Consider the following 7,773-nt stretch of genomic DNA (forward strand, 5'->3'; position numbering starts at 1 on the left):
GGGGAAGGGGACGAGCGGGGTCCGGACGGCGACACCGGCGATGCGCTCGGCGGCCCGTTCGATCTCCGGCAGCGAGACTAGATCGGACATGGTCTCGAAGACTACTTCGACCGCGGCGGACGGGCGCGCTGGGGCGGCGTTTCCGGCGTTACATGGCAGGTCAAACGGGGTCAGTGTGGACGCTGCGCCACGGGTGGCGAACACTGAGCGCGATCGCTCCTGCTCGGGAAACTACGGTCAGTGATCTTTTCCGAAAACAAGGGAGAAATCGGTCTTGACCCGCCACACTGTTAAACAGTCCACCCGCGCCGAGAGCGGGACAAAGGGGGAGAGAAAACGTGGAGAGCACGAGCGAGCGCCTGCTGACCCCAGGGGAGGTCGCCGCCCTCTTCCGGGTCGACCCGAAGACGGTCACCCGGTGGGCCGCCGCGGGCCGGATCAGCAGCATCCGCACTCCGGGGGGCCACCGGCGCTTCCGCGAGTCCGAGGTGCACGCGCTGCTGCGCGGCGAGGAGCCCGTCGCGGAGCATTCGGCCCGCTGACGCGCTCTGGCCGCCCGGACCGCCGCGCCACGGATCGGTCCCTTCCAGCCGGGCGGCCGGAGCCGTCCCGAACACCGGTGCACCACGCGGGGGCGCCCCCCTTGCTCAGTCCTCCGCGTCCCCCTTCCACTCCTCGAACCGCCGCAGCAGGTCCTCGTCCTCGTCCCGCCAGCGGCGCCGCCGGTCCGCCATCTCCTCCTCGGTGAGCGACTCGCCGAGGAGCCGGTCGTAGTCGGGGTCCCCCGGCCCGATCTCGACATAGGCGTCGGCGATGATCCGCCCCTCGCGCGCCTCCGGCCCGGTGACGTCCGATTCGGTCTCGTCCGGTTCGGACACGACGCTGTGCGGAACCCGGAGCGTGCCGTCGGGGAGCCGGATCACGTACATCGTCGATCACCCTCGCCGTCGTCCATCGCGGTGTCCTAGATCCCGTACCTGCGGTTGAAGAAGAGCATGACCTCGAGGGCCGTCCTGATGTTGCCGGCGAGCATATCCACGAGCGCGGGCCGCTGCCGGGAGGAGATCGCGGCGAACGCGTCGGCGAAGAACTCGCGGCGGCCGAGCGCGTCCGGCTGCTTGTGGAACGCGCTCGCCAGGTACGGGCGGCACTCCTCGTACAGCTTGCGGAAGGCGGGGCTGTCGGACGTCCACTCGCCGTCGTCGCCGTCGATGTCGTCGAGGGCGTGCCCGACCTCGTGCAGCATCACGTCCGGCGTCGGGGACGGCCGGTCCCCCACGACGATCTTGCGGTCGCCGTACGCGCCGGCGCAGATGTCCCAGGTGGCGCGGCCGGACGGCAGCGGGCGGTCGCGCAGATGGCCCATGTCGTCCAGCTGCGGGACGCCGCCGGGCCCCACGTAGATGCCGTCGAGCCCGGCCGCCAGCTTCTCCTTCAGCGGCTCGGGCAGCGACGCCAGGCTGTCCACGGCGCCGATGACCTCGGGTGTCGGCGGCCCGTCCCGGACGTCCCACTGCCGGACCAGCACGCTCTCCAGCACGCCGCAGTTGCGGCGGCCGTCGGCGGCGTGCGGCATGCCCGGCGGGTACGGCTCGACGCGGACGCGGTCGTCCTCCAGCTCGAAGTCGCTCCAGGAGTAGTCGGCGGCGCGCGGCCGGTGCACGCGGCGCGCCAGCCGGCCGGTCAGCCCGCGCGGGCCGCCCGCCGTGTCGACGGCGTCGGTCCCGGCGGCGTCCGGGCCGGGCACCGCGAAGTCGTCGTCGCGGCCCGCCTTGCGGAACCGGCCGAAGCGGTCGCGCGGCTGGTTGCTGCGCGGCCGCACCTGCCCCGAGTCGGGCGGGGACGGCGCGTAGGCGACCTCCTGCCGGCGCTCGTCGCGGGCCGTGTCGGCCCGGAACCGGCCGCCGTGCGGCGCCTCCCGGGTCCGCTGGTCCCGGGGCTTGCGGTGGACGCCTTTGAAGCGCATCGGGCTCCTCTGTCTGCGGGCCCCGTGGACGTCGAGCGGCGTGCGCGCCGGACCGGGCCCCGCAGGCAGGGTAAGCCGGAACCCGACACGCCGTCATCCCCCGAGTGGCGCCCCTACGCGTAGGAGTGCAGGCCCGAGAACATGTAGTTGACCCCGAAGAAGTTGAACAGCAGCGCGGCGAACGCGATCAGCGACAGGATCGCGGCCTTGCGGCCCTTCCACCCGGCGGTCGCGCGGGCGTGCAGGTACGCGGCGTAGATGATCCAGGTGATGAAGGACCAGATCTCCTTCGGGTCCCAGCCCCAGTAGCGGCCCCACGCCTGGTCGGCCCAGATCGCGCCCATGATGATCGCGGCCGTCCAGATCGGGAACGCGAACATCGTGACGCGCATCGACAGCCGGTCGAGGGTGTCCGCCGACGGCATCCGGGACAGGACGCCGCCCGCCGCGACGCCGCCGCGCGACTCCGCGCGGTCCCGCACCAGGTACAGGATGGTGGCGGCGCCCGCCACCGTGAACGAGCCGGTCGCGATGATCGCCGCGGTCACGTGGATGGCGATCCAGTAGGAGTTCAGCGCCGGGCTGACCGGGCCCACCGAGTCGTACAGCCAGATGTTGGCGACGCCGAGCGCGATGACGGCGGCGGCCATGACGAACGCGCCGAGGAACCGCGCCTTGTACCGGAACATCACGACGACGAACGCGGTGACGGCGGCGAACGCGATCGCAGTGAGGAACTCGTACATGTTCCCCCACGGCCACCGGTTCGCGGCCAGCCCGCGGGTCACCAGGACGCCGAGGTGCGCGCCCCACCCGAGCACGTTCAGAAGCACGGCGAGGCTCGCCCAGTCGATGCGGGCGCGCTCGGAGCCGCTCTCGTCCGCGTCGGCCGCGTCCGCCGCCGCGGCGGTGCCCGCGGCGGTGGAGGCGGCGCCGGCCGCGCCGACCAGGACCTTCGCCTGCTCCTTCTCGGTCGCGGCCTGCTCGCCGGCGGCCACCGCGCGGCGGCGGCCGAAGCCGAGGTCGGCGGCGTAGCCGACCAGCGCGACGATGTACAGCACGACGGTGGTCAGCATGAGCTTGTCGCTCAGGTTCGCGAGGTCGGCGTTGCTCACCTCGTCACTCCTTCGATTCGGGGGCCGACCCGGATGCCCGATCGGCGCCGGGGTCGATCTCGCCGGGCTCTGCACCGGGCTCGGGGTCGGGTCCGGGCTCCGGGCCGGGCTCCGGGCCGGGTCCGTCCTGCGGACCGGGCTCGTCCTCCGGACCGCGCAGCGCGGTCACGATGTCGTCGAACTCCGAGGTCGGGTTCCCCAGCGTGAGACCGCCGACCTCGACAACCGTACGCCCGCCCTCTCCGGCGCTCGCACGGACCCACACCCTGCGCCGCCGGACCATGAACGAGGTCGCCACGCCGAGCACCGCGAGGATGGCCGCGATCAGGGCGGGGATGCGTCCGGGGTCGCGGTTGACCGACAGGCTCGTCCACTCCCGGACCCCGTCGAACGTGACCGAGCCGGCGTCGCCGGGCAGCTTGAACGTCTCCCCCGGCTCCAGCAGCTTCTGCCCGCCCTTGATCGGCTGAAGGGTCTTGCCGATGCCCTCCAGCTTGTAGACGGACTGGGGGGTGCCCGCGTCCAGCCCGATGTCGCCCTTGAACGCGGTGATGGTGACGACCGGCCGGATCGGCGCGGGGAAGGCCGAGACGATCTGCTTGCCGTCCTCGCTGGCGGCCGCGGTCGGCCACAGGATCGCGTAGAAGGCGAGCTGGTCGGGCTCGGCGTCGGGGACCTTGATGACGCCCTCGGACGTCAGGTTGCGCGGCTCCATCTCCAGGAACGGCACCGAGTCCTGGAACGCGACGTTGCCCTTGGCGTCCCGGACGGTGAACACCGGCGCGTACCCGTGCCCGAGCAGGTACACCTTCGCGCCGCCGACCTTCAGCGGATGGTTGATCTGCAGGTCGTACGGCTTCTCCTTGCCGTCCGGGCTGTCCCGGTAGTGGATCTTCGCGTTGAACTCGGTGGCCTGGCCGCGCTTGGCGCCCCGCGTCTCGTACTCGGCCTTGAAGTCGTCCAGCCTGATCGTGAACGGGGCCAGCTCGCCGCTGCGGAACGCCCGCCCCGGCTGGAACTGGTCGTACAGGCCCAGCGAGTTCGCGAACGTCTTGCCCTCGGTCAGCAGGACGTTGCCCCGGTAGCCGAACAGGTTGCCGAGGCCGAGCGCGAACAGCAGCGCGAGCAGCGCCAGGTGGAACAGCAGGTTGCCGGACTCTCCCAGGTAGCCCTTCTCGGCGGACGCGGCACCGTCCGAGACGTCCACCCGGAACCGGCGCCCGCGCAGCACCGTGCGGGCCTCGGCGAGGACGTCCTCCGGGGACGCGTCGGTCTCGTACGCCGCCGTCTGCGGCAGCCGCCCGAGGTTGCGGGGCGCCGCCGGCGGGCGGGCCCGCATCGACTTGTAGTGCTTGACGGCGCGGGGCAGGACGCAGCCGGCCAGCGACACGAACAGCAGGATGTAGATCGCCGCGAACCACGGCGCGGCGAACACGTCGAACATCGAGAACCTGTCGAGCCACGGGCCGAGCGTCTTGTGCTCGTCCAGGTATGCGACGACCTTCTCGGGCGCCTGGCCCCGCTGCGGCAGGACCGACCCCGGCACCGTGCCGAGCGCCACCAGGAACAGCAGGATCAGCGCGGTGCGCATCGTGGTGAGCTGGCGCCAGGCCCAGCGCAGCCACCCGAATGGCCCGAGTCCCCTCGGGCGCGGCACCTCCGCGGGCGCCTGCCGCGCGGCGGGGGCCTCGGTACCGGTCTCCGTTGTCTCAGTCATCTCAAATCACCGGTTCGAAGCCGCTGATCCACGACCTCAGCTCGATGGTCAGGTTCCCCCACAGGCCGCTCACCAGCAGCACCCCGATGAGGACGAGCATCCCCCCGCCGATCCGCATGACCAGGGGGTAGTGGCGCTTCACCGCGCCGAACGCGCCGAGCGCCCTGCGGTAGGCGACCGCGGTCGCCACGAACGGCAGCCCGAGGCCGAGGCAGTACGCCAGCGACAGCAGCGCGCCCCGCCCGGCGCTGGCCTCGGTGATCGCGAGGCCCTGCACGGCGCCGAGCGTCGGCCCGATGCAGGGCGTCCAGCCGAGCCCGAACAGGACGCCGAGGAGCGGCGCGCCGGCGAGGCCCGCCGCGGGCAGCCGCCCCGACTTCAGCGTCCGCTGCAGGCCGGGGACCAGCCCCATGAACGCGAGGCCGAACACGATGGTGACGACGCCGAGGACGCGGGTGATCGTGTCCTGGTACTCCAGCAGCCACCGGCCGAGGCCGCCGAAGACGACGCCGTAGCTGACGAACACGACGCTGAAGCCCGCGATGAACAGCAGCGCGCCGGCGACGAGCCGCCCCCGCCGCTGCTCGGCGAGGTCGACGCCGGTCATCCCGGTCACGTACGACAGGTAGCCGGGGACCAGCGGCAGGACGCACGGCGAGGCGAACGAGACGAGCCCGGCGAGGGCCGCGAGCGGCGCCGCCGCCACCAGCGACCCGCTGACGACCGTCTCGTTGACCGTGCTCACGCCGCCGCCGTGTTCACTTCTCCGCCACGACCTCGGCGACCAGGGGGTTCAGCTTGGAGTACGTCGTCGCGCCGATGATGCGGGCGGCGACGCGGCCCTGCCGGTCCAGCACGAGGGTGCTCGGGATCGCGCTCGGCGGCACCTCCCGGAACGCCAGCGTGACCCGGCCGTCGGCGTCGAACAGCGACGGGTAGGTCACCTTGAACTTGCGCTCGAACGCCTCCGCGTTGGCCTTGGAGTCCTTGAAGTTGACGCCGACGAACTCGACGCCCTTCGCCTTGTTCTCGGTGTAGACCTGCTCCAGCGACGGCGCCTCGCCGCGGCAGGGCGCGCACCACGACGCCCAGAAGTTGACGACGACGACCTTGCCCTTCAGCTCGGACAGCTTGAACGGCTTGCCGTCGAGGTGCTCCCCGGTGACGCCCTGGACGCTCTTGCGGTCGCCGGGCGCGTACCGCGTCATGTTCCCGTCGCCGGAGATGAACCGGTTGTCGGCGCCGTCCGGCCCGCTCCCGGCGGCACCCGTCCCGGCGCAGCCCGCGAGCAGGCCGCACAGCGCGACGGCGGCCGCGGCGGCGCGCAGCGGGGAGACTCGGGGGTTCAACGGACCCTCCTACTACTACAGGACGTAGTACACAACCTAGCGGTGCCGTCAGGCACCGGCGACACTGGGCCCCTTCGCGATGCCGGCGGCGGGCTCGCAGTAGGCGACCTCCACCAGCCGGCTGCCCTGGAACGTCAGGCTCGTCAGGCTGGCGAGGCCGCACTCGCGCCGGCTCGGGTGGTGCCACAGCCGGCGGTGCTCGGCGTGCAGGCGCAGGATCCAGATCGGCAACTGGTGGCTGACGCACACGGCCTCGTGGCCGCGCGCCGCCTCCCGCGCCCGGATCACGGCGGCCCGCATCCGCGCGGCGAGCCCCTTGTACGGCTCGCCCCAGGACGGCTTGAAGGGGTTGACCAGGTGCCGCCAGTGCTCGGGGCGGCGCAGCGAGCCGGCCCCGGCCCCGAACGTCAGCCCCTCGAAGTGGTTGTCGGCCTCGATCAGACGATCGTCCACGGTCACCGGGAGGTCGAGCGAGTCCGCGAGCGGCGCCGCCGTCTCCAGCGCCCGCTGCATCGGCGAGGAGAACAGCGCGGTCACGTCCCGGTCGGCGAACCACTTCGCGGCGGCCTTCGCCATGAGGACGCCGTCCTCGCTCAGCCGGTACCCGGGCAGCCGCCCGTACAGGACGCCCTCGGGATTGTGCACTTCACCGTGCCGGAGCAGGTGAACGATCGTCGTGTCAGTCATCGCCGGTCAGGTTACCCGCGCCGCGCGCCTGGCCGGTCCCCGGCCCGGCCCGCCCGCACCTGCCCGCGCGGGGCTCAGATGCGGGTCGATGCGACGAACTTCGCGATGCTCTCCGCGGCGCGGTCCAGGAACGTCCCGGCCGGCGGGGAGTCCCCCAGGTGCTGGATGAACCAGTAGGTCAGCGCGGCGTTGCAGACGTCGGCGTTCGCCGCCGGGGCCGTGCAGGTGATCGGCGCGACCAGGCCGCGCGGCGTCAGGACCGCCAGTTCGGCCTTCACCAGGGGCGACGGGTAGGGCAGATCGTCGGTGCCGGGGCCGCGGGTGAGCACCGCCTCGAAGCCGGGCACGCCGGTCGGCAGGTTCACCCTCGTGCTCTGCACGGAGGTGCACTCGTTGCCCTGCGCGCGTTCCCGCTGGGCCTGCGCGGAGTCCGGGAAGTACTCGCAGAGCGCGATCCGGATGCCGCCGACCGAGCCCTGCCAGTGCTCCTCGACGAGCGCGGTCGGGCCGCCGACCGTGCTGGAGCCCGCGTTCGCGCCGACGGACCCCTTGCACTCGGCGCCGGCGGGCCCGATCAGCATGCCCTGGCCTGATCCGTACACGGCGGTGTTCTTCGGCAGCTTGACGCGGGCGGGGAGCGTCACCTTGGCGGGGACGCCGGACGGTGTGATCACCGCGCCCGGCGCCTCGACGACGCACGGCCGGACGTCTGCGACGGTGGCCGCGGCCTGCACCGTCGCGGACGGCCTCGGCTCCGGGTCCTGCTTGGTGACCTGCGTGAGCGTGAGCGCGCCCGCCCCGACGATCACGACCGTCCCGGCGGCGGCGGCCGTCAGCCCGGCGCCGGTGCCGAAGAACGCCTTGATCGCCGCAGCCGTGCCGACCTTGCCGGCGGCGGAGGCCGTACCGGCCGCGGAGGCCCCGGCACCGGCCGCGGAG

9 protein-coding genes are annotated in these 7,773 nt (G+C 72.8%); 1 reads left to right on the top strand and 8 read right to left on the bottom strand.

Annotated features, from left to right (window positions below):
• Positions 1 to 338: 338 nt before the first annotated feature.
• Positions 339 to 542, top strand: a complete 204-nt coding sequence (locus tag E1284_RS36310; RefSeq protein WP_021593176.1) for a BldC family transcriptional regulator — start codon at positions 339 to 341, stop codon at positions 540 to 542.
• Positions 543 to 647: 105 nt separating this feature from the next.
• On the opposite strand, the gene E1284_RS36315 is transcribed toward E1284_RS36310, so the two are convergent.
• The 8 genes from E1284_RS36315 to E1284_RS42100 form a co-directional block, all read right to left on the bottom strand.
• Positions 648 to 929: a hypothetical protein gene (locus tag E1284_RS36315; protein WP_131944677.1), complete on the bottom strand. Its 282-nt coding sequence runs from the start codon at positions 927 to 929 to the stop codon at positions 648 to 650.
• A gap of 35 nt (positions 930 to 964) precedes the next feature.
• The gene (locus E1284_RS36320) at positions 965 to 1,966 is read right to left on the bottom strand and encodes a hypothetical protein (RefSeq protein ID WP_131944678.1); all 1,002 of its coding nucleotides are present in this window, start codon (positions 1,964 to 1,966) and stop codon (positions 965 to 967) included.
• A gap of 113 nt (positions 1,967 to 2,079) precedes the next feature.
• Positions 2,080 to 3,081 (bottom strand): c-type cytochrome biogenesis protein CcsB, encoded by a 1,002-nt coding sequence (gene ccsB, locus E1284_RS36325; RefSeq protein WP_131944679.1) that lies wholly within the window; start codon positions 3,079 to 3,081, stop codon positions 2,080 to 2,082.
• 4 nt (positions 3,082 to 3,085) lie between these two features.
• Entirely contained in the window at positions 3,086 to 4,798 is a 1,713-nt protein-coding gene (resB, locus tag E1284_RS36330; RefSeq protein WP_131944680.1) for a cytochrome c biogenesis protein ResB, read from the bottom strand.
• Position 4,799: 1 nt separating this feature from the next.
• On the bottom strand, positions 4,800 to 5,543 hold the full coding sequence (locus E1284_RS36335) for a cytochrome c biogenesis CcdA family protein (RefSeq protein WP_131944681.1): 744 nt from the start codon (positions 5,541 to 5,543) through the stop codon (positions 4,800 to 4,802).
• A 13-nt stretch (positions 5,544 to 5,556) separates the two neighbouring features.
• Positions 5,557 to 6,147 (bottom strand): TlpA family protein disulfide reductase, encoded by a 591-nt coding sequence (locus E1284_RS36340; protein WP_243714963.1) that lies wholly within the window; start codon positions 6,145 to 6,147, stop codon positions 5,557 to 5,559.
• Between the two features lie 48 nt (positions 6,148 to 6,195).
• Positions 6,196 to 6,834 (bottom strand): histidine phosphatase family protein, encoded by a 639-nt coding sequence (locus tag E1284_RS36345; RefSeq protein WP_131944682.1) that lies wholly within the window; start codon positions 6,832 to 6,834, stop codon positions 6,196 to 6,198.
• 74 nt (positions 6,835 to 6,908) lie between these two features.
• Positions 6,909 to 7,773, bottom strand: an 865-nt coding sequence (locus E1284_RS42100) for a hypothetical protein (protein ID WP_207924153.1), incomplete at its 5' end; no start/stop codon positions are given.

Source organism: Actinomadura bangladeshensis (genome assembly GCF_004348335.1).
In the GTDB taxonomy this organism is placed as follows: domain Bacteria; phylum Actinomycetota; class Actinomycetes; order Streptosporangiales; family Streptosporangiaceae; genus Spirillospora; species Spirillospora bangladeshensis.